We start from the raw sequence: 17,726 nt of genomic DNA, 5'->3' as shown, positions 1-17,726 counted from the left end.
TAATCATATTTTTAATAGGTGAATATGCCGTGCTTTGGCATTAATTCCCTGACCGGCATCTGATATTTTAACAGGACAGATGAATTAGCAGGAGTGCGCGTGCCACGATACCACCGGGAATTTTTGTTATTAGGTTTGTTGCTGGCTCCCTCGCTTTCCATGGCTGCTAAAGTGCGCTTGCAGCTAGAAGGTCTTGAAGGTGACCTGGAAAAGAATGTGCGGGTCAGGCTCTCCTCAATTCAGAGTGATGAAGTGGGAGCCAATGGACGGTTTCGTGCTCGCGTCAGCGCGGCTATCGAGCAGGGATTGCGTCCTTTAGGATATTACCAACCGACCATTGATTTTGATTTCCGCCAGACGCCACCACCGGGCCGTCCGGTATTGATTGCAAAAGTGACGCCGGGAACGCCGGTCAAGATCGCAGGCACCCACGTGGTGATTGACGGCCAGGCGGCTAAAGACAATGAGTTTGCCGCGCTAGAAAAGTCAAGCGTCCCTGCCGTTGGCACCATATTGAATCACGGAACCTATGACGGTTTTAAAAGCGCCCTGACAGGCATGGCCGTTCGTAAAGGTTACTTTGATGCTGATATGCGTAAGAGTCAGTTGGGCGTTATAGAGGACGAGCACAAAGCGTTCTGGGATATCCAGTTTGACAGTGGACAACGCTACCATTTTGGCGCAGTTAATTTCCATGGCTCGCAGATCCGTGAAGAGTATCTCCAGAACCTGGTGCCTTTTCATCAAGGCGATTATTACAGTTCAACTGATCTGGCGGAGCTGAACCGCCGTCTGGCAGCGACGGGTTGGTTTAATTCAGTCGTGGTTTCCCCTGAGTTTACCGATGCCAAAACAACTAAGACGCTGCCGCTGAATGCAGTATTGACGCCGCGCACGCACAATACGCTTGAAACCGGGATTGGTTACTCGACCGACGTCGGACCGCGGCTAAAAGCCAACTGGAAAAAACCCTGGGTCAACGATCGTGGTCACAGCCTGGAGAGTACGGTTAATCTTTCGGCACCAGAGCAATCTCTCGATCTGAGTTATAAAATCCCGCTCCTGAAAGCGCCTCTCGAACAATACTATCTGGTGCAGGGAGGCTTTAAACGTGAAGACCTCAATGACACCAAATCAGACTCCAGCACCGTCAATCTCGCGCGTTATTGGGAGCTAAACAGCGGCTGGCAGCGCGCCGTTAACCTGCGCTGGAGTCTCGATCACTTTACCCAGGGCAGTGTGACCAACACCACTATGCTTCTCTATCCGGGCGTGAACATAAACCGTACCCGCCAGCGTGGTGGGTTGATGCCCACTTGGGGCGACTCACAGCGTTATTCACTGGATATATCCGACACAACGTGGGGTTCTGATATCGACTTTGCGGTGATTCAGGCGCAAAACGTATGGATCCGCACATTTGCCGAGAAGAACAGGTTTGTCCTGCGTGGCAACCTTGGGTGGATTGAAACCAATGACTTCGACCGTGTGCCACCATCCCTGCGATTCTTCGCCGGGGGTGACCGCAGCATTCGAGGTTATAAGTACAAATCGCTGTCGCCAAAAGATAGTGACGGCAAGCTGACCGGCGCGTCAAAACTGGCGACTGGCTCGGTGGAATATCAATATAACGTCACAGGAAAGTGGTGGGGTGCGGTGTTCGTTGATACCGGAGAGGCCACCAATGATCTGGCCAAAAGTAACCTTAAAACCGGTGCCGGTGTCGGTGTGCGTTGGGCCTCACCGGTAGGGCCGATAAAGCTTGATATTGCGGCGCCGGTCGGCGACCAGGACGAGCATGGATTGCAGTTTTACATTGGTTTGGGTCCGGAATTATGAGTTTATTTAAGAAGTTATGCCTGGGTTTCCTCATTGTTCTCCTGTTATTGATTGGTACGTTGGCGTTTCTTATCGGAACACAAACCGGCTTACATCTTGTCATCAACGGTGCGCAGCGGTTTGTTCCTGGTCTGAATATTGCCAGCGTCGAGGGTGGCTGGCGTAATCTGACGCTTAAAGGACTGCATTACGAAATGCCCGGCGTGGACGTTAAGGCTGGGGAATTCCATCTTTCGGTCGATCTCTCCTGTTTTAAAAACAGTGCATTGTGTATCAATGCATTGCGGCTGAGCGATATAAACGTTGCGGTTCACACCCAAGAGATGAAGCCTGCAGAATCTGTTGCAGAGCCTGAAAACAGCGAACCGCTGACTAATCTTAGTACTCCCTATCCCATCACTCTGCGCGTGCTGACGCTCAATAACGTTAATGTCACCATTGATGATCGCGCGATCTCTTTAGGAGAGTTTCGCACGGGAGCGCAGTGGCAGGGCCGTTCATTGCATCTGCTACCGACCCATATCGGCGGTCTGCTGATTGCTCTGCCAAAAACGCCGGTTAACCCGCTGCCTGATGTCGTGCAGGCGGCACAGAATAAAGCCGTCGAGAAAGTGACAGAGCAAGTCACCGGCAAATCCATTGAAAAACCTGTCGTCGTTCCGGAGAAACCGCTCGGTGAGACGTTGCAGACGTTATTTGCCAAGCCTCTGCTACCCGAGTTGCCTGACTTCCGCCTGCCGTTGGATCTGAATATTGATCAGTTGACCGCCGACAATTTGCGGCTGACCGGTGATACCGATGTGCTGATCACCCGTTTTATGTTGAAGGCCAGCACGCTTGATCAGGTAGTGAAACTCGAGGCGCTTCAGGTGCGTTCGCCGCAGGGATCGCTGGACGGTATCGGGCAGGCCACGCTAAATGGTCACTGGCCGGTCGATATGACGGTGAATACTGTGCTGAATGTGGATCCGCTTAAAGGCGAGAAAATCAAACTGAAAGTGGGCGGCGGTCTGCGCGATAAGCTGGATGTCGGTCTGAACCTTTCCGGCCCGGTTCGGGCTCAGCTTTCCATGCAAACTGAACTGGCGCAAGCTGGTCTGCCGCTGAATCTGGCGCTGCAGAGTAATGCACTGCAATGGCCGCTGGCCGGTACACCACAGTTTCAGGCTAAAGGTTTCAAACTAAAATTTAGCGGTAAAGTGACAGACTATACACTTTCACTGCACTCTGATTTCAGCGGCGATCAAATTCCGCCAGCTACGCTGAGCATTGACGGCAAAGGTAATGTCGAGCAATTCCAACTCACCTTGCTGCGACTCGCTGCGTTGCAGGGCAATGCTGACCTGACCGGTGTCGTGGACTGGAGTAAAGCGATCAGCTGGAACACCTTACTGACGCTCAATAACATCAACACAGCCAAGCAGTACCCCGACTGGCCAGCCAAGTTGCAGGGCAAAATCACCACACGCGGTAGCCTGTATGGCGGCAGTTGGCAAGTACAGGTGCCGGTGCTGGAGCTTGATGGCAACGTGAAAAATAATCTGGTCAAAGCCCGCGGTAATCTGCGTGGAAATAATTATGGTCAGTGGGATATCCCTCAGCTGCATCTCGAGCTAGGTCGCAATAATATCGACGTGAAAGGCAAGCTTAGCGAAAAGTGGGCGCTGGATGCCAAAATTGATGCGCCGCATCTGGATGGTGCGCTGCCTGGGTTAGGCGGTGTGGCGAAGGGTATGCTGCAACTGCGGGGTGATCTGAAAGCACCAAAGCTGCTGGCCGATCTCACCGCGACGGGCCTTAAATGGCAGGCGCTGACTATCAGCCGTGTCATTGTCAAAGGTGACGTCAGTTCTGACGATCAGATCCAGGGAAACCTTGCCGTTCGGGTCCAGGATCTTAAACAGGATGCTTTTAAAATCAGCGACCTGACGCTGGATGCTAAAGGCAACGAAAAGCAGCATGAGCTGAAGCTTAATATAGAAGGTAAGCCGGTATCTGGTCATCTGGCACTGACCGGTAGCTTCGACCGTACGACTGAGCAGTGGAAAGGCAGCATTAGCAATACGCTGTTTGATACGCCGGTCGGTGAATGGCGTCTTAATCGTTCGATTGCGCTGGAGTATTTCAATAAAGATCAGCGGGTAACCGTCGGGCCGCACTGTTGGCAAAATCCCAATGCCGATCTGTGTGTACCAAAAACCATTGATGCGGGTGCCAGCGGACAGGCCAGCCTACTGCTTAATCGGTTTAATCTGGCTATGCTTAAGCCTTTGCTCGGCGATGACACTCAACTCAGTGGTGTTTTCAGCGGCAAAGCGGATGTGAGTTGGAAGGCGGGTGGCGGATTGCCACAAGCAAGCCTCTCGCTAGTGGGAAATCGCGTGAAGGTACAACAGCTGATCCAGGGCAATTGGCTGCCGTTGGCCTTCGATTCACTCAATCTCAATGCTGGACTCAATAATGGTCGCGCTAATTTTGACTGGCTGGTCAAAATTGCCAATAACGGCCAATTTGATGGCAACGTTCAAATTATCGATCCGCAAAATCGTCGCGATCTGAGTGGCAATGTCAATATCACCAAAATATCTGTGGCATTGCTACAACCGCTGCTTGCCGAAGGTGAAAAGGCTTCTGGCATGCTCAATGCTAATCTTCGTTTGGGCGGAAATGCGCAAAAGCCACAGATCTTTGGCAAGTTGTCGCTGTCTGATATTGATTTTGACGCACAGTTTATGCCATTCGACGTGACCAGCGGCAATCTCAACGTCAACTTCAACGGTATGTCGTCATTGATGGAAGGCGTGGTACGTACCGCGCATGGTCAACTCGAACTCAACGGGAACGCTGACTGGAGTGAATTGAATGCGTGGCGCGCTAAAATCGCTGCGAAGGGCGATCGTGTTCGCGTCTCTATCCCGCCGATGGTGCGTATGGATGTGTCACCGGACATCGTGTTTGAAGCCACGCCGCAATTGTTCTCGCTTAATGGTCGTGTCGATATTCCGTGGGCGCGTATCACCGTACAGGAACTGCCTGAAAGTGCGGTAGGCGTCTCGCCTGACGAAGTGATGCTTAACGATCAGCACCAGCCGATAGCCGCGGCCTCAACGTCGATTCCTATCAATAGCAACCTGATGATTAACATCGGTGATGATGTGAGGCTAGACGCTTTTGGTCTGAAAGCTCGCCTGAAAGGCGCACTTAAAGTGGCGCAGGATAAGCGCGGTCTGGGTCTGAACGGTCAGATTGATATTCCATCGGGTCGCTTCCGCGCATACGGGCAAGATTTGATCGTGCGTAAAGGACAGTTGTTGTTCTCTGGTCCGGCCGACCAGCCGTCACTCAGTCTGGAAGCGATACGTAACCCAGACTCAACCGAAAATAGCGTGATAGCCGGGCTTCGGGTCACCGGCGAGGCTGATTCACCTAAACTTGAAATATTCTCAGATCCGACGATGTCACAGGAAGAAGCCTTGTCCTACCTGCTTCGCGGGCAAGGTTTAGACAGTTCGGGTGCTGACAGCAGTGCGATGACGTCAATGCTTATCGGTATGGGGGTTGCGCAAAGTGGTAAACTTGTGGGTAAAATCGGTGAAGCATTCGGTGTCAGCAATCTGGCACTGGATACGCAGGGTGTAGGGGATAGCTCTCAGGTTGTGGTCAGCGGTTATGTTTTACCCGGTTTACAGGTGAAATATGGTGTCGGTATTTTCGATTCGCTGGCAACATTGACTCTGCGTTATCGTTTAATGCCTAAACTGTACCTTGAAGCTGTTTCAGGTATCGATCAGGCATTGGATTTGCTCTATCAGTTTGAGTTCTAACTCATGTGACTTTTATAATACGAAACCAAACATGCGAATAATTGTTTATGGCAGTTTACGACGCAAGCAAGGCAACAGTCATTGGATGACTAACGCTCAATGGTTGGGGGATCACGAGCTGGAAGGCTACGTGCTCTACAATCTGGGGCATTATCCTGCGGCAGTTCCAGGGAACGGAAAAGTTTATTGTGAAGTTTACCGTATTACGTCATCTATCATGGCTGAACTGGACGAACTGAAAAGTAATACAAAAGACTATAAACGTGAACTGATTTCCACCCCGTATGGCAGCGCCTGGATCTACCTTTATATCCGTTCCCTCGAAGGAGTGTCACGTATTGAAGGTGGGGACTGGTTGAAACGTGCGGATGATGTGAAGTGAGAACTCTGAGCAAGGTCGTTTAATCTGTTGCTACATCTTCTCTTCTGCCAGGGAGAGAGACACAAAAACACCGTCCAGTGGACGGTGTTTTTTTTAGTGCGGTAAAACAAAAACAATGTGGGACTGCAAAGATACTTACTTGTTTTTAGCGCGCTCGAAAGAGGTCACGATTTCTTCTTTCGCGGCAGCGGCGTTAGCCCAGCCTTCAACTTTCACCCATTTGCCTTTTTCCAGCGCTTTGTATTGCTCGAAGAAGTGGGTGATCTGGGCACGCAGCAGTTCTGGCAGGTCATTCACATCGTTGATGTGATCGTATTCTTTACTCAGTTTAGTGTGCGGTACTGCAACAACTTTGGCATCTTCGCCAGATTCATCTGTCATTTTCAGTACGCCAACCGGACGGCAGCGAATGACTGAACCTGCTTGCAGCGGGTATGGCGTTGGTACCAGTACGTCAACCGGGTCACCATCAAGAGAGAGCGTGTGGTTGATGTAGCCGTAGTTGCATGGGTAAAACATTGCAGTCGACATGAAGCGATCCACGAACAGTGCACCGGTCTCTTTATCTACTTCGTATTTGATAGGGTCAGCGTTAGCAGGGATTTCGATGACTACGTAGATATCTTCTGGCATGTCTTTGCCTGCCGGCACATTGAGTAAGCTCATTTTGGTTTCCTTCGTTGGACCAGGAATTGGAGTGGCGAACATTATAGCCAAGTCTGTCACGAATTCCTGCCCTTTTCTCGGCCGTTGTTTCTGGTTTTTCTCACTTTTTCTTTGTGCTTAGTCAGCCTTTTTCGGCATTAAAGTTTTCAGCATTCTCGCTTTACCGCCTAACTGCCTGTTTTACGGTTTCTTCTCAAGGAATTCATGGGATTGCCGATAATCAGTGACATATAAAATTTTCTATAACCGACAGATTAGCGCTCTCCGATTTTCCTCCTTTTCCTAAATAACCGGGTACTACAGCATGTTGAATAAGTTGAGCGTAAAGGCTGGATTGATGGCCTTGTTAGTCGTAATGACCTTGATTTTATTACTGGTGAGTATTTTGGGTGCCAATGCCATTCGTCAAAGTGCAACATCGTTGCAACAGATTAACCAGCTGCAGGGCGAAGAGTTAGGCTCGCTGGCGAATAGTTATAGCTTCTCGCTGCGCGCCCGAGTTGCCAGCAGCGTAGCCGTGCGCCAGATGGAGATTGGCATGATGGATGACTCGCAAGCGACGGCCAGACGCATTGTTGAATATATCAGACAGTCTGATGAGCAGGTGAAGACGTTCATCGATATTGACGACGGTAATGAGCATGGGCGCCTGTTAAGTAAAGCGGTGAAAGTGGCGTATGACGCGTATAAAACCCATGGTTTGATGCCCGCACTGGCATCAATTCAGGCCCAAAGCCCCGACGGTTATTACGACGTGCTGGAAAACAAAATGACGCCTTACAGCAATGCTTATGACAAAGCGCTGGCTAATTTTCGGGCCTACGCGACGGATAGCACTCGACAACGCATTGAGCATGCCCGTGCGCAATCACATATTCAGTTAACCATTATTGTCATTGCCTGCATTGTTGCAATGTCGATTGCCCTACTGGCATGGTTTGCTCTGCAAAAAATCATTATGCATCCGCTCAGCGCATCTATCGCGCAGCTAGAATTCATCGCCGCTGGGGATTTGACTCAAGACATCGACGATTCTCGCAGTAATGAAATGGGGCGTTTATTACGTGCGATGAAGAAGATGCAAGATGCGCTAGCCACCTCAGTAGGCCGTGTTCGTGATGCAGGTAATCAGATTGATATCGGTTCACGTGAGTTGGCCGCAGGTAATGTGCATTTGGCACAACGTACTGAAGAATCAGCCGTATCACTCGAAGAGACCGCGGCGAGTATGGAGCAATTGACTTCAACGGTACGCATGAACGCGACGAACTCCGAGCAGGCGAACCAACTGGCGCAAAGCGTATCGGGTATCGCGGAGAAAGGCAGCCAGGTGGTGCGACAGGTGATGGATAAAATGCGCGCTATTACGGACAGTTCGAAACACATTACTGACATTATTACGGTCATCGATGGTATCGCGTTCCAGACTAATATTCTGGCGCTGAACGCGGCGGTTGAGGCGGCACGAGCGGGTGAACAAGGGCGTGGCTTTGCCGTAGTAGCGGGCGAGGTGCGTAGTCTGGCTCAGCGCAGTGCGCAATCGGCCAAAGAGATTAAAGGGCTGATTATCGATTCGGAAAGCCGTATCTCAGAAGGAGAAGCAATGGTGAAATCAGCCGCCGTCACCATGACCGAGATTGCCGATGAAGTGCGTCGTGTCACCAGCCTGATGGGCGAAATCTCCATTGCTACTTCAGAGCAAACGCAGGGTATTGAGCAGGTGAATATTGCGATCACCCAGATGGATCGGGTGGCGCAGCAAAACGCCACCTTGGTCGAAGAAGCGACGGCTGCGACACGTTCGCTAGAAGAGCAGTCGAAAATACTGGCGCAAAGCATGTCAGTCTTCAAACTGAATCATCAGGATGTTGTCTGAAAGGCCGTTCGTTCTACGGCATTCAACCATAAAGAAGGTCCGGCTTGCGCTGGACCTTCTGGTTTATGCTTTTTATTAATGTAAGTCGTGTACAGAGCTAAAACGTATTTATTGTGGATATGCGTCGTCAGGGAACTGCGCAATAAAGCGTTCTGCATCTTCGACCATCGAACTATTGCCGACAAAGAAAGGTGCTCGCTCGTGCAGTTTTTGCGGAACAATATCCAGAATACGATTTTTACCGTCGCTGGCTTTGCCGCCCGCTTGTTCAGCCAGGAAGGCCATCGGATTGCATTCGTACAGCAGACGCAGTTTGCCGGCAGGATGGCTTGCGGTGCTTGGATAAATGTAGATGCCGCCTTTGAGCAGATTGCGGTGGAAGTCAGCGACCAGCGAACCGATATAGCGTGAGGTATAAGGGCGCAGCGTGGCTTCGTCCTGCTCCTGACAGTACTTGATATATTTTTTTACGCCTAATGGGAATTTGATGTAGTTCCCTTCGTTGATCGAGTACATGGCACCCTTTTCAGGGAAACGCACTTTTTCATGTGACAGGCAGAATACGCCAAGTGATGGGTCATAAGTAAAGGCATGAACACCGGCACCGGTGGTGTAAACCAACATCGTTGAGGAGCCATAAACCACATAACCTGCTGCAACCTGACGGTGACCCGGTTGCAGGAAGTCCGCTTCGGTCACTGATTGGCCCAGAGGCGTTGTACGGCGGTAAATAGAGAAGATAGTCCCCACGGAGACGTTTACATCAATGTTTGAGGAGCCGTCCAGCGGATCCATCAGGATCACGTATTTTGCATTTTCAGCACGTTCACCTTCAAAAATGACGATCTCATCTTCTTCTTCTGACGCGATACCTGCAATTTCACCGCGCGCTTTCATGGCAGCTTTTAGCTTTTCATTGGCGTATAGGTCGAGTTTCATCTGAACTTCGCCCTGCACGTTCTCCACACCACTCGTACCCAGAATATCGACCAGCCCTGCTTTGTTGATGTCTCGGTGAATTATTTTTGCGCCGAGTTTTATTGCTGAAAGGAGGGCGGTGAGTTCACCGGTCGCGTGGGGAAAGTCCTGCTGCTTTTCAACAATAAATTCGCCTAACGTTTTCATGACGCATTCCCTGAATCTAGGATGGATAACGGTTTTTTAATAAACCCTTTACATTAGCGAGGGCAGTTTATCCCAAATATATGGATGAATCATAGGCAAATCCATTTCTTCTGGGGGATTCTGAGCGGTAGAATAGCGGCTGACTTAAAGGCATTAATGGAAAACATATGCGCATTCATATTCTTGGGATTTGCGGCACCTTTATGGGCGGGTTGGCTATGCTGGCTCGTGCACAAGGGCATCAGGTTACCGGTTCAGATAACAACGTTTATCCTCCAATGAGTACGCTGCTGGAAAATCAGGGCATTGAACTGATCCAGGGCTACGATCCTTCTCAGCTTGATCCTCTGCCGGATCTGGTGATTATCGGCAACGCCATGAGCCGGGGGAATCCTTGCGTGGAAGCCGTACTGGAACAGGGCATTCCCTACGTGTCAGGCCCACAATGGCTGCACGACCATGTACTGCCGGGCCGCTGGGTGATTGCCGTTGCGGGTACGCATGGTAAGACGACCACCGCCGGCATGGTGACCTGGATCCTCGAAGCTTGTGGCTACGAACCTGGTTATGTCATCGGTGGGGTGCCAGGGAATTTCGACGTTTCTGCACGTCTTGGTAACAGCCCATTCATGGTGATTGAAGCCGATGAGTACGACTGTGCATTCTTCGACAAACGTTCAAAATTTGTCCATTACAGCCCACGCACGCTGATTCTTAATAACCTTGAATTTGATCACGCGGATATTTTCGACGATCTTAAAGCCATTCAGAAACAGTTCCATCATTTGGTCCGTCTGGTGCCAGGCTTAGGTAAAATTATCCTGCCTGAGCATGACACGCCATTGAAACAAGTGATGGCAATGGGTTGCTGGAGTGAACAAGAGTTTGTCGGAGAAGCAGAAACCTGCGCATGGGATGCGAAAAAAATGACGCCAGATTCCAGCTCCTTTGCCGTGACGCTTCACGGAGAAAACGTCGGTGAAGTGAATTGGTCTCTGGTAGGCGAACACAATATGCATAACGGGTTGATGGCCATTGCTGCTGCTCGCCACGTGGGTGTGAAGCCAGAAGATGCCTGTAAAGCGCTGGATAGTTTCATCAATGCCCGCCGCCGTTTAGAACTGCGCGGTGAAGCCTTTGGTGTCTGCGTTTATGATGATTTTGCGCATCACCCAACGGCCATTCTCGCCACGCTGGCGGCACTGCGCAGTAAGGTGGGAGGCACGGCACGCATCCTGGCGGTTCTGGAACCTCGCTCAAACACCATGAAAATGGGACTGAGTAAAAACGAACTTGCACCTGCGCTGGGGCGTGCAGATGAAGTGTTCCTGCTGCAACCACAGCATATTCCGTGGCAGGTTGCTGAAGTCGCCGAACACTGCATCCAGCCTGCACATTGGAGTGCCGATGTGGATTCGCTGGTGGATCTGGTGGTTAAAGCCGCACTGCCGGGCGACCATATTCTGGTCATGAGCAATGGCGGCTTCGGCGGTATCCATAGCAAGCTCCTGGATGCCTTAGCGGCTAAGGCCAGTGCAGTAAAAGAATTTTAACATTCTGATTTTGAAAACAAAAAAGCACAGTTTTGGCTGTGCTTTTTTTATGCTTCAAGTTTGGTGAAGTGAGGGCATAAAAAGAGATTTAATAATGAATGATTTCTTATTTTAACATCAGCACTTAAGTTGATTTGGTCATCTGTTCATGACTGTGCAGATAGATCGCGAGAAAAGGAGGGCGTCATAGCATAATGGTGCGGCTAAGTGACATTTGCAGGATACCTTGAAGAGATATCACGGGTAGCCTGCATGTCGTGGTAGGCGTTATACATTAACTTCACAAGAAGAGAGCTTGCTTACAGTTCCTGTTCGAAATGACACAGTATGTCTTCATAAAGCTGTTTAACGCTGAAACCACTGGCTGGGGTGGTGAATATAGTGTCATCGCCAGCGATGGTACCTAAAATCCCTTCCGATTTCCCCCAAGAGTCCAGCATACGTGCAATCAACTGTGCCGCACCTGGGCTGGTGCGAATTACAACGAAGGCTTCGTTGTAATCGATATCTAAAACCAAATTTTTCAATGGGCTGGTGGTCGTAGGGACACCAATTTCAGCGGGTAAACAGTAGACCATTTCCATTTTGGCATTTCGGGTACGTACAGCGCCAAATTTGGTCAGCATGCGCGAAACCTTCGATTGATTGATGTTCTCGAAGCCCTCTTCTTGTAAGGCGAGGACGATTTCGCCCTGAGAACTGAATTTCTCTTCCTTCAATAATGACTTGAAAGCTTTGATCAGATCTTCCTGTTTGGCAGGATTACGCATTTGACCCCCAGAGGTAATGACAATAGTGCTGAGGATTATGCATATATTTGAATTTTTATGCAACGAACGTTCTGCGAGGTCATTTGGATTACACTTAATAGACTGAATCAGGCTAAAAATTCAAACGATCAAATATGATAAATATGCCAATTCTGTGCGTTATTGGCGCCTGTACTGGTAAACAAATTGTTATGAGAATGATATTGTTCTGAGGTTATCTTCGGGTGTAATGTAACTGCCGGTTAACCTGTCGTGTTTCGTGAAGCTATTTTTATGATGTGATTGTTTTATGCTGCTGAAACATAAGCAAAGTAGTCTTACATTAAGCCAGCATACAGCCTTAATACTGCGTAGCTTCTCACAATCCGGATTAGTTGATTGTGTTTGGTGCTTCAGTAGATTAAGCTCATAACTAGATGAATTCACGGCACTTTTTAAGTTTATGATAAAAAAGGAGTATAGGATGAAAGTTGCAGTTCTCGGTGCAGCTGGTGGTATTGGCCAGGCCCTCGCCCTTCTACTCAAGACTCAGCTCCCTCCAGATTCAGAACTCTCTCTGTATGATATTGCCCCGGTAACGCCAGGTGTTGCTGTCGACCTCAGTCATATCCCTACAGCTGTAAAAATTATAGGTTTCAGTGGAGTAGATGCTACTCCTGCATTAGTGGGAGCTGATGTAGTGCTGATTTCTGCCGGTGTGGCACGTAAGCCAGGTATGGATCGTTCTGACCTGTTCAACGTCAATGCGGGCATCGTTCGTAACCTGATTGAACAAGTTGCGAAAACCTGTCCAAAAGCATGCATTGGTATTATCACTAACCCTGTGAATACTACGGTGGCTATCGCTGCTGAAGTATTGAAAAAAGCTGGTGTTTACGACAAAAATAAATTGTTTGGCGTAACCACACTCGACGCAATACGTGCGAATACCTTTGTTGCAGAACTGAAAGGCAAACAGCCACAGGATATTGAAGTACCCGTGATTGGCGGCCATTCTGGTGTCACTATTTTACCTCTCTTGTCGCAAATTCCTGGGGTTACCTTTAGCGAAAGTGAAGCTGCTGACTTAACCAAACGTATCCAGAATGCGGGTACAGAAGTGGTTGAAGCGAAAGCCGGTGGTGGATCTGCCACGCTCTCTATGGGCCAGGCAGCTGCGCGCTTTGGTTTATCCTTAGTTCGTGCACTACAAGGCGAAAGTGATGTTGTAGAGTGCGCTTATGTGGAAGGTCAGGGCGAATATGCACGCTTCTTCGCTCAACCGATTCTGCTGGGTAAAAATGGCGTCGCTGAACTGAAGAGTATCGGTAAGCTGAGTGCTTTTGAGCAAAGCTCCCTTGACTCAATGCTTGATGTATTGCGCAAAGATATTGAACTGGGTGAACAATTCATCAATAGCTGATCCCCTATGTAAATTATTTGAGAAACCGCCGTCATTTACGGCGGTTTTTATTGGTATGAGCTCAGTTTTTGTTCGGTGTTTTCATTTTACGTTCTATTCTTTGAGAGGTTGTCGCATCGAAATAGCGATTTGGCCAAATCATTGAAGGATGGACACCAATAGCATCTGCAATGATACGTTCCCCTTTGGGCCATGGCCGAGACAATGCATTAGCCAGTGTCGATGAGCTTAACCCTGCACCACGAGAGACCGCAGCCAAAGTGGTTCCCTTTTTTCTCAGCGCTGCGATGATGTCTGCCTGATGCCAATTTTCTTTACGTCCTTTCATACTTATTCCCTTTCATTATAGGCAAAATACTCAATATTTTTTAACGTCAGTGTGACTTATGGAATCAAGATCTGGAATATTGCATTTCAGAGTTGATGTTTTTGTTTCTAAAAAATATGTTGTTCATCTTCTGGAAAAATATCTCTTTATGGCAATTAACGCAAATGCGTAATTTGATTTTTTACGGGTGAACCACAACAGATTTTTATAAATATTTGGTTATTAATAAGATGTGGGAAATAATTTTTTTTTGCTATTAGCTGTTCGATTTAGATACACTTTTAACGAATTTCGCTTCCTTAGCCATTTATAGTGTTTCTTTCAACAAGATAGTGTCGCTTCAATAAGTGTTGCTTTGGTTATGTCATTGATTTTATTTGATTTATTGTAATTTACTTCTTGGTTTTTCATGTTGTTACTTTCCAAAAAATGTATTTTATGCATTTTTAATTGTTATAAAGTGATTAATAAAATTCAGAGTCTTGAGTGTGTTCTAAGGGGCGGGGCTAATTAGCATTCTGCTTTGTATTGAGTAATGATATAAGTTATACGCTGTTATTAAATGTACATTTAAATGGAAAGGTGAAGGGTTTTATAAGACTATTCACCCTCTCATGGATTTCTAACATATTCGAATAGGCCTGAGTGCCATCTGAAAAGGAACGTTATGAAAAAAGAGTGGTTTTCAGCAAATGAACTCATTGGTTTTGAAGGGTTACCTTCCTCGACTCAAGGGATCCACGGAATGGCACGGCGTAACGCATGGGTCAAGCGTCGCAGACAGGGTGTTCAAGGAAAGGCTGTTGAATATCATATTGATAGTTTGCCTATCAAAACGATGAGCTCTCTGGAGATGAAAGAGCAATCTGCGGAATATGTGTATTCCACTCATCAGGATCCCTTGGTCATTTGGATTGAAAGTTACAAACAACTCAAGGAGCAAGAGCGTGAGATCATCATAAAATTTATTGTCAGGGAGGGATTATCTGAAGTTCTACAGCGTCTGCGGACTACTTGAAATAGCGTGAGTTGCATGTACCGCTTACGGCGGTACATGCTCATCGATGATTTGGAGGACGGTTAAAAGTCTCGCCTGACAGCGATATGAGCTAGAGCCTCGAGTGCTGAGCGATAAACGGATTCAGGCAAAACGTGTAAAGCCATGATAGCTTTGTCAGCTTCCTCTTCTGCCCGCCGCCGGGTGTGCTCAAGTGAACCCCATTGATGCATTGTTGCCAATACCGGCTCCAGCAAGTGACGGCCATTACCCTCCTCAATGGCTTTACGGATCATGGCAGATTGCTCTGTATTTCCATTTTTCATCGCGTGGAGTAAAGGAAGTGTTGGTTTTCCTTCATTCAAATCGTCACCGGTATTTTTACCCAGAGTTTCGCCATTAGCGTCATAATCAAGCAAATCATCGATGAGCTGGAAAGCGGTACCAAGATAACGACCATAATCCTGTAAACCCTGAATTTGCTCTTCAGTGCCATCGGCCAGCATTGCTGAAGCTTGCGCTGCAGCTTCGAATAATCGTGCTGTTTTACTGTAAATAACCTGCATATAGCTTTCTTCAGTAATATCCGGATCGTTACAATTCATTAATTGTAGAACTTCACCTTCAGCAATGACATTGACCGCCTTCGCCATTAAGGCCAGCACTGGCAATGACTCTAGGTCCGTCATCATTTGGAACGCTCGAGTATAGATAAAATCGCCGACTAAAACGCTCGCGGCATTGCCGAATGCAGCATTGGCCGTTGCTTTCCCGCGACGCATATCGGACTCATCAACGACGTCATCATGCAACAGCGTTGCCGTATGGATAAACTCAATAAGTGCAGCGACTGTGATGTGCTTGTTACCCTTATAAGATAAGGCACGTGCAGCAAGAACGGCGATCATTGGGCGAATACGTTTGCCCCCGCCACTAATGATGTAATATCCCAGTTGATTGATGAGTGAAACATCTGAATTCAACTGTTCAAGTATGGTTGCGTTTACCGCATCCATGTCCTGCTCGGTGAGATCGATTATCTGTTCTAGGTTCATTGTGTTTTTTCGGCTGCGTTACTTTTCACCGCAATGAGGTCTGGCTCACATTGGCACATGGCACTTACTGTAAATGGGATTGTACTTGAAAAACAGTGGATATAAATGCCATCGCAAAAACTGCGCTTTATTTCTTCTTTTGTGGTGAATGTGCTCTTGTCTTATGCGGATTTTTTGCGTAGAATTCGCGCCCTATTGTGAATATTTATAGCGCCCTCTGGACTATACAAAGTTGAGTGCGCGGAAAGCGGAGTTTTATATGTACGCGGTTTTCCAAAGTGGTGGTAAACAACACCGTGTCAGCGAAGGGCAGACTATTCGCCTTGAAAAGCTGGACATCGCAACTGGCGAAGCAATCGAGTTTGATCAAGTTTTGATGATTGCGAACGGTGAAGAAATTAATATCGGTCTGCCATTAGTTGCTGGCGGTTTGGTCAAAGCTGAAGTCGTAGCTCACGGTCGTGGCGATAAAATTAAGATTGTTAAGTTTCGTCGTCGTAAGCATTACCGTAAGCAACAGGGCCACCGTCAGTGGTTCACTGACGTTAAAATCACCGGCATCAGCGCTTAAGTTTAGGAGAGCGAAACTATGGCACACAAAAAGGCTGGCGGCTCCACACGCAACGGTCGCGATTCAGAAGCTAAACGTCTTGGCGTAAAACGCTTCGGCGGCGAAGCGGTACTGGCAGGCAGCATCATCGTTCGTCAGCGTGGCACTAAATTCCACCCTGGTACTAACGTGGGTTGCGGCAAGGACCACACTCTGTTTGCTTTGGCTGACGGTAAAGTCAAGTTCGAAGTTAAAGGCCCGAAAAATCGTAAATTTATCAGCATCGAAGCTGAATAAATTTTCCGAGTCTTAAGTAAATAGATGTAAGCCTCGCAATTCGTTGCGGGGCTTTTTACATTCTGGTTTGTTCACACTGACAAGAATATGGATACAAAGTCGCAGGCGCCAATAGGGATCATGTTAGCGATTACCACAGCGATGTGCTGGGGGTCTTTGCCGATTGCGATGAAACAGGTTTTAGTGGTGATGGATCCGTTTACCGTTGTTTGGTTTCGGTTTTCCTTAGCCGCTATCGTTCTGGGATGTATTCTCGCATCGCGGCATAGATTGCCATCGATGCTCATATTCAAAAGTCCGCGTTGGTTAATCTTACTCCTTATCGCCACCTGCGGATTATTGGGTAATTTCGTTTTATTCGGGTCATCTCTGCAATACCTTAGCCCAACGGCATCGCAGGTAATTGGACAGTTGTCGCCCGTCGGTATGATGTTCGCCAGCGTCGTTATCCTGAAGGAAAGGATGCGTATCACTCAGGTCATCGGCGCCGGTATGCTTATTTTAGGGCTGGTTCTTTTTTTCAATACTAGCCTGATTGAAATTTTTACCCGACTCACTGATTACACGTTAGGTGTATTACTTGGGATCGGCGCAGCAATGGTTTGGGTGACCTACGGCGTGGCACAAAAGTTCTTATTGCGCCAGTTGGCCTCACCTCAAATCTTATTTTTGCTGTACACTTTATGTTCTATCGCATTGCTCCCGCTGGCCAGTCCGGCGATGCTCTCTCAGCTCAGCGGCTGGCAATTTGCCTGCTTGTTGTTTTGCGGCGCGAATACTTTAGTAGGATATGGCGCATTAGCTGAAGCGATGGCGAGATGGCAGGCGGCGCAAGTGAGTGCTTTTGTCACCCTGACGCCGCTATTTACCCTGCTATTTTCAGATTTATTGGCACTCGCCTGGCCTGGCATGTTTGCGGCACCAGTACTTAACGTTATTGGTTATCTTGGTGCATTCGTGGTGGTGGCGGGAGCGATGTTTTCCGCAATAGGCCATCGTTGGTGGCCTGGTCGGACAGAACTAAACCTGGTGGCTAAACTTAAGCCGCCCGGTGAATGATTT

The 17,726-nt window shown here is 48.3% G+C and carries 15 protein-coding genes; 10 read left to right on the top strand and 5 right to left on the bottom strand.

From position 1 onward, the window contains the following. Positions 1 to 159 precede the first annotated feature (159 nt). From tamA to IEV89_RS09555, 3 genes are read left to right on the top strand one after another with little or no spacing between them, the layout of a single operon-like run. Positions 160 to 1,839 carry an autotransporter assembly complex protein TamA gene (gene tamA, locus IEV89_RS09565; protein WP_188473275.1) on the top strand — a complete coding sequence of 560 codons (1,680 nt, stop codon included), beginning with the start codon at positions 160 to 162 and terminating at the stop codon, positions 1,837 to 1,839. Next, positions 1,836 to 5,663: an autotransporter assembly complex protein TamB gene (gene tamB / locus IEV89_RS09560; protein WP_188472891.1), complete on the top strand. Its 3,828-nt coding sequence runs from the start codon at positions 1,836 to 1,838 to the stop codon at positions 5,661 to 5,663. The genes tamA and tamB overlap by 4 nt, the downstream gene beginning before the upstream one ends. A gap of 31 nt (positions 5,664 to 5,694) precedes the next feature. After that, positions 5,695 to 6,045 carry a gamma-glutamylcyclotransferase family protein gene (locus IEV89_RS09555; protein WP_188472889.1) on the top strand — a complete coding sequence of 117 codons (351 nt, stop codon included), beginning with the start codon at positions 5,695 to 5,697 and terminating at the stop codon, positions 6,043 to 6,045. 135 nt (positions 6,046 to 6,180) lie between these two features. Here the strand turns inward: IEV89_RS09555 and ppa are convergent, their stop codons facing one another. After that, positions 6,181 to 6,711 (bottom strand): inorganic diphosphatase, encoded by a 531-nt coding sequence (gene ppa, locus IEV89_RS09550; RefSeq protein ID WP_188472887.1) that lies wholly within the window; start codon positions 6,709 to 6,711, stop codon positions 6,181 to 6,183. Positions 6,712 to 7,015: 304 nt separating this feature from the next. Here ppa and IEV89_RS09545 point away from each other — a divergent pair, with 304 nt between their 5' ends. Continuing rightward, positions 7,016 to 8,587 carry a methyl-accepting chemotaxis protein gene (locus IEV89_RS09545; RefSeq protein ID WP_188472885.1) on the top strand — a complete coding sequence of 524 codons (1,572 nt, stop codon included), beginning with the start codon at positions 7,016 to 7,018 and terminating at the stop codon, positions 8,585 to 8,587. Between the two features lie 108 nt (positions 8,588 to 8,695). Here IEV89_RS09545 and fbp read toward each other — a convergent pair whose 3' ends face one another. Further along, the gene (gene fbp, locus IEV89_RS09540) at positions 8,696 to 9,712 is read right to left on the bottom strand and encodes a class 1 fructose-bisphosphatase (RefSeq protein WP_188472883.1); all 1,017 of its coding nucleotides are present in this window, start codon (positions 9,710 to 9,712) and stop codon (positions 8,696 to 8,698) included. 167 nt (positions 9,713 to 9,879) lie between these two features. Here fbp and mpl point away from each other — a divergent pair, with 167 nt between their 5' ends. Beyond that, on the top strand, positions 9,880 to 11,265 hold the full coding sequence (gene mpl / locus IEV89_RS09535; RefSeq protein WP_188472881.1) for a UDP-N-acetylmuramate:L-alanyl-gamma-D-glutamyl-meso-diaminopimelate ligase: 1,386 nt from the start codon (positions 9,880 to 9,882) through the stop codon (positions 11,263 to 11,265). Between the two features lie 299 nt (positions 11,266 to 11,564). On the opposite strand, the gene argR is transcribed toward mpl, so the two are convergent. Further along, the gene (gene argR, locus IEV89_RS09530) at positions 11,565 to 12,035 is read right to left on the bottom strand and encodes a transcriptional regulator ArgR (protein ID WP_188472880.1); all 471 of its coding nucleotides are present in this window, start codon (positions 12,033 to 12,035) and stop codon (positions 11,565 to 11,567) included. A 463-nt stretch (positions 12,036 to 12,498) separates the two neighbouring features. On the opposite strand from argR, the gene mdh reads away from it, so the two are divergent. Then, positions 12,499 to 13,437 (top strand): malate dehydrogenase, encoded by a 939-nt coding sequence (mdh, locus tag IEV89_RS09525; protein ID WP_188472878.1) that lies wholly within the window; start codon positions 12,499 to 12,501, stop codon positions 13,435 to 13,437. 61 nt (positions 13,438 to 13,498) lie between these two features. Here mdh and IEV89_RS09520 read toward each other — a convergent pair whose 3' ends face one another. Further along, a complete protein-coding gene (locus IEV89_RS09520; protein WP_188472876.1) occupies positions 13,499 to 13,765 on the bottom strand; it encodes a helix-turn-helix domain-containing protein in 267 nt (88 codons plus the stop codon). Between the two features lie 667 nt (positions 13,766 to 14,432). Here IEV89_RS09520 and IEV89_RS09515 point away from each other — a divergent pair. After that, positions 14,433 to 14,783 carry a DNA-binding protein gene (locus IEV89_RS09515; protein ID WP_188472874.1) on the top strand — a complete coding sequence of 117 codons (351 nt, stop codon included), beginning with the start codon at positions 14,433 to 14,435 and terminating at the stop codon, positions 14,781 to 14,783. Positions 14,784 to 14,845: 62 nt separating this feature from the next. Here the strand turns inward: IEV89_RS09515 and ispB are convergent, their stop codons facing one another. Next, a complete protein-coding gene (gene ispB / locus IEV89_RS09510; protein ID WP_188472872.1) occupies positions 14,846 to 15,817 on the bottom strand; it encodes an octaprenyl diphosphate synthase in 972 nt (323 codons plus the stop codon). Between the two features lie 259 nt (positions 15,818 to 16,076). Here ispB and rplU point away from each other — a divergent pair, with 259 nt between their 5' ends. From rplU to IEV89_RS09495, 3 genes are all read left to right on the top strand, one after another. Beyond that, on the top strand, positions 16,077 to 16,388 hold the full coding sequence (rplU, locus tag IEV89_RS09505; RefSeq protein ID WP_140473288.1) for a 50S ribosomal protein L21: 312 nt from the start codon (positions 16,077 to 16,079) through the stop codon (positions 16,386 to 16,388). A gap of 18 nt (positions 16,389 to 16,406) precedes the next feature. Then, on the top strand, positions 16,407 to 16,664 hold the full coding sequence (gene rpmA, locus IEV89_RS09500) for a 50S ribosomal protein L27 (protein WP_188472870.1): 258 nt from the start codon (positions 16,407 to 16,409) through the stop codon (positions 16,662 to 16,664). Between the two features lie 87 nt (positions 16,665 to 16,751). After that, the gene (locus IEV89_RS09495; protein WP_188472868.1) at positions 16,752 to 17,723 is read left to right on the top strand and encodes a DMT family transporter; all 972 of its coding nucleotides are present in this window, start codon (positions 16,752 to 16,754) and stop codon (positions 17,721 to 17,723) included. Positions 17,724 to 17,726: the final 3 nt, after the last annotated feature.

The organism is Hafnia psychrotolerans (genome assembly GCF_014639435.1).
In the GTDB taxonomy this organism is placed as follows: Bacteria; Pseudomonadota; Gammaproteobacteria; order Enterobacterales; family Enterobacteriaceae; genus Ewingella; species Ewingella psychrotolerans.
Note: the sequence above shows the minus strand (reverse complement) of the source record. Positions and strands in the feature narration are given on the sequence as shown.

Coding starts and splice junctions, on each gene's coding strand:
- IEV89_RS09545 (WP_188472885.1), top strand. CDS start 7,016: ATGTTGAATAAGTTGAGCGTAAAGGCTGGATTGATGGCCTTGTTAGTC.
- IEV89_RS09555 (WP_188472889.1), top strand. CDS start 5,695: ATGCGAATAATTGTTTATGGCAGTTTACGACGCAAGCAAGGCAACAGT.
- rplU (WP_140473288.1), top strand. CDS start 16,077: ATGTACGCGGTTTTCCAAAGTGGTGGTAAACAACACCGTGTCAGCGAA.
- fbp (WP_188472883.1), bottom strand. CDS start 9,712: ATGAAAACGTTAGGCGAATTTATTGTTGAAAAGCAGCAGGACTTTCCC.
- IEV89_RS09515 (WP_188472874.1), top strand. CDS start 14,433: ATGAAAAAAGAGTGGTTTTCAGCAAATGAACTCATTGGTTTTGAAGGG.
- IEV89_RS09495 (WP_188472868.1), top strand. CDS start 16,752: ATGGATACAAAGTCGCAGGCGCCAATAGGGATCATGTTAGCGATTACC.
- argR (WP_188472880.1), bottom strand. CDS start 12,035: ATGCGTAATCCTGCCAAACAGGAAGATCTGATCAAAGCTTTCAAGTCA.
- mpl (WP_188472881.1), top strand. CDS start 9,880: ATGCGCATTCATATTCTTGGGATTTGCGGCACCTTTATGGGCGGGTTG.
- ispB (WP_188472872.1), bottom strand. CDS start 15,817: ATGAACCTAGAACAGATAATCGATCTCACCGAGCAGGACATGGATGCG.
- rpmA (WP_188472870.1), top strand. CDS start 16,407: ATGGCACACAAAAAGGCTGGCGGCTCCACACGCAACGGTCGCGATTCA.
- IEV89_RS09520 (WP_188472876.1), bottom strand. CDS start 13,765: ATGAAAGGACGTAAAGAAAATTGGCATCAGGCAGACATCATCGCAGCG.
- tamB (WP_188472891.1), top strand. CDS start 1,836: ATGAGTTTATTTAAGAAGTTATGCCTGGGTTTCCTCATTGTTCTCCTG.
- ppa (WP_188472887.1), bottom strand. CDS start 6,711: ATGAGCTTACTCAATGTGCCGGCAGGCAAAGACATGCCAGAAGATATC.
- mdh (WP_188472878.1), top strand. CDS start 12,499: ATGAAAGTTGCAGTTCTCGGTGCAGCTGGTGGTATTGGCCAGGCCCTC.
- tamA (WP_188473275.1), top strand. CDS start 160: ATGGCTGCTAAAGTGCGCTTGCAGCTAGAAGGTCTTGAAGGTGACCTG.